Source organism: Ruoffia sp. FAM 26255, from assembly GCF_045528525.1.
In the GTDB taxonomy this organism is placed as follows: Bacteria; Bacillota; Bacilli; order Lactobacillales; family Aerococcaceae; genus Ruoffia; species Ruoffia tabacinasalis.
The window spans coordinates 1-3,251 of the sequence record NZ_JBGQQX010000101.1 but is presented as its reverse complement, the minus strand read 5'-3'; the positions used below and the strand labels follow the sequence as shown (position 1 = coordinate 3,251).

Below are 3,251 nucleotides of genomic sequence, written 5' to 3'. Positions count from 1 at the left end.
TTTTAGAGACCGTATTTTACTTATGACGCGATTATATGTCCCTCAGACAAATAAAAAAGATCAAGCAACAACTTATGCTGCTTGATCTTGATTAAAATGAGTCATCAACCCTATTTGACAAAGAGCCGGAATTGTAAAGTTTGTGTAAATGTACGACTGTAATATTACCCTCTATTATAAACGTCAGGGAATAATTGATTTAACATTGCTTTTCCTAAAAGACGAGGTGTTCCTTCGCCTGGGAAGCGGTGAATCGCAATCATCGGATTAAAGTTTGCTTCGATAATACCGTAATTATCCTGAGTAGGTTCTTTAGTGTAATCTTCAATAATGATATCTACACCACAGAAGTTCGCTTCAAGTAATTGAGAAGCTTTTTCAGCAATCTTCTTATAACCTTCATGCGTATCATCGGTACGGTCTATTGAAACTCCACCGGTCGACACATTACTGTTCTCTCGTAAGTATACTGTCTTACCATCTTCTGGTATAGAATCAAAAGTATATCCATAGTTTTTTAATTGAAGTGTCTCGATTTCACCTTTTTCAATGATTGTTAAAGGTGCCTTATGATCGCGTCCACGTAGTGGATTTTTGTTCACTTCATCAATTAACTCGCCAATGGTAGACACTCCGTCTCCAATGACATGAGCTGGGCGACGTTCAACTATTGCCATGGTTTGGTTATCTTGAATATAGAAGCGTAATTCAGTTCCTTCTATATACTCCTCAACTAAAACCGTATGATCTTCCTTATAGGCAAAGTTTAAAGCATCAATATAATCTTCTTCACCCGGTTTACCTCTGAAGATTGTAATACCTAAACCGTAATTTGTATTCTTAGGTTTTACTACAATAGCTTTATCCGGTAGGGAAGTGTAGTATGCTTTCGCATCTTCAATGTTACTAAATGATGTTCCTGAAGGGACTTTAAGACCAGCATCATCGAGTAAGACTTTCGTTGCGACTTTATTTTCCATTAAGAAATAACTGATTAAAGAATCAAGTCGAGTCATATTTGCACTTTTAACGTATTCAGTTTGTCCTTGGAAAGATAATTCGATCACATTTTCCTCACCGTCAATGATTCTTACTTTAATACCCGTTTTAATTGCTTCTTTAAGCACATCTTGTGTTGATAATTCGAGATTTTCAAAGCCATGTAATAAGTATGGTTTATCTAAGTAAACTTCTTGATGTTCTTTGGCAAGGCGTAAGCCCATCTCAAGGAAACTATCATAGTCAGTTGCTTCTTCAACAATGCGTCCAGCTAAAGTTAATGAAGGATCTTCAAGTGAAGCTTCAACTTTATCTACTATAGAAGAGACATTATCTGTGTTAGATAATTGATCGGCAACTTCGCGCATAGCAGTGACTAACCATTTAGCTTCATCCATGTCCATTGGAGCATCTAAAGCGTCCGCTTCTGAAGTTGCATAATTCATCTTAGTTCCTTTTACGATTTCAGTGTCGTATTTTACATCTGGGATAAATAAAAGTGTAATTAAAAAAAGACGAACCAATGCGATTGTTTCATCATCAATCCCATGAGGATGATAAGGATTCAAATCGATGTTACGAAATTCAAGATAACTAATTCCTTTATCTAAAAGTTCTCGGGTATTCGCTCCTCCACGGAGACGAACATCACGGTACAATTCTTTCTCTAAAGAAAGAGCACCAGAATCAATTGCATCTTCTATAGAAGTAACAAAGTCTTCTAAAGAATCATAGTTCATCACAACAGACTCTTTGTTCTGATAACCATAACGACTTTGTCTAATTGAACGCATTCTCTCTGCATGAGGTTTACCATATAAGTTCGTCGCATAGTTAGGAGCAACAAAAGGTGAAGCACCTATGAGATAAGTTAGTAACCAACGATAGCGGAAATAATTTCTAGCTAAATGCATATAAATCTTATTATTGAATTGCAATTCATCGTCATAATCAGACTGAGCTTCAAATGAATCATGTTCGATATCAGGATTAATTTGGAAGTTATAATGAATTCCAGAAATTAATTGAACATGCTTACCATATAATTCGGCTAGAAATGCCCGGTAATTATACTCTTCAATCTTCTCTAACTGTGCAATCTTAATATCCTCAGTATTCTCTGGGATAATTACCGGTGTACTAAACGGCCATAATAAGTCTCCGTTCTCTTCATTCGTTGTTGCGACGATTTGATGGAAGGAGCTTAACCAATCTTGTAGTTCACTGATTGACACAGTAGGGGGTGTAATTAATTCTAATTGACTTTCTGCAAAGTCAGTTTGTATATAAGGTTGTTGTTTACGAGTTCCCCAATCAGGAGAATGAAGGTGCTTAGATATATTCCCATCATGGTTAACACGTAAAGATTCTCGCTCAAGTCCAACAGTACTACGCCAAAGGCCAGGGACTTGATCAAGTTTAAAGTAACTCTCTTGTATCTTCACTATAATCCTCCTTTGAATTAAGAGTATAATACATTATACAATAATATTAGACTTTATATAGTAGAAAGTGATTCCAAAAGTTAAAAGCTACAATAGAAATAAAGAATTATGAATAAAGTACAAAATAGTGTTGACACTATACAGCAACCCATGGTATATTATCACTTGTCGTCACGAGACGTTGTAACAATGTTTGGCGATAACTTTGTAAGGTTACATAAAATTTACATAAACTTTACAAAAAAGCGAAAAAAGTATTGACGAAAAGATTCGTCGATGATAATATAACATAAGTTGCTACTACAATATGTGTAGCGCTTACAACCTGTGGAACGAATCATATATTTGTTTCAAAAAACACTTTACAGATTATGCGAAGCATGATAGAGTATAAAAGTTGTCATTTGAGATCACATCACTTGAAAAAAAGAAATAATAAAAGTGAAAAAAGTGATTGACACTAACATAGCAAACATGTTAATATTTAAAAGCTGTCATTTTAGGTAGCGATTAAACGAGGCGACACTGATAAAAAAGCGAAAAATATTGTTGACACAATATAGCCCGCATGATAAGATATGTAAGTCGTCAAACAGCGACAACATCACAACGAAGTGTTAAATAGTTTTGTAAATTATTTAAAAAACTTCAAAGAAGTTGTTGACTTCGAGTCACAACCGTGATATTCTATAAAAGTTGTTAAAACAAACGACATCACTTCGAAACGAAGTTGAAAATACTTTTAAAAAAGTATTGACAACCACAACGCGAACGTGATAAACTGTAAAAGTTGTTGTTCAACAAAAC

At 34.8% G+C, this 3,251-nt stretch carries 1 protein-coding gene; it reads right to left on the bottom strand.

Translation table 11 applies throughout. The annotated features are described in order from the left end of the window. Positions 1 to 164: 164 nt before the first annotated feature. On the bottom strand, positions 165 to 2,444 hold the full coding sequence (gene gshAB / locus ACEN31_RS11300) for a bifunctional glutamate--cysteine ligase GshA/glutathione synthetase GshB (RefSeq protein ID WP_407109458.1): 2,280 nt from the start codon (positions 2,442 to 2,444) through the stop codon (positions 165 to 167). Positions 2,445 to 3,251: the final 807 nt, after the last annotated feature.